Below are 308 nucleotides of genomic sequence, written 5' to 3'. Positions count from 1 at the left end.
CTGCCAGCTAGCGCACAGGACCTTGGAGACGGCAGCCTTGATGCCCTCGTGGGCATCGGAGATGACCAACTTAACGCCGCGTAGGCCTCGTCGCGTCAGCTTGCGCAAGAACTCTGTCCAGATCGGCTCAGCTTCTGAGGTCCCGACCTCCATACCGAGGACTTCTCGTCGACCATCGGTGTTGACGCCCACCGCGATGATGGCGGCAACAGAGATGATGCGACCACCGCGCCGCACTTTGAGGTAGGTGCCGTCCACCCACAAGTACGGCCAGTCGCCCTCGATTGGCCGATCGAGAAAGGCTTTGA

General features: G+C 61.4%; 1 protein-coding gene. It reads right to left on the bottom strand.

The features are described from left to right. A partial coding sequence (locus tag ACCD05_RS31820; protein ID WP_413397663.1) for a transposase occupies positions 1–308 on the bottom strand: 308 nt, incomplete at both ends.

Source organism: Rhizobium sp. Rhizsp42, from assembly GCF_047304155.1.
In the GTDB taxonomy this organism is placed as follows: domain Bacteria; phylum Pseudomonadota; class Alphaproteobacteria; order Rhizobiales; family Rhizobiaceae; genus Rhizobium.
The sequence above is the reverse complement of the archived record's forward strand: the minus strand, read 5'-3'. Positions and strand labels throughout refer to the sequence as shown.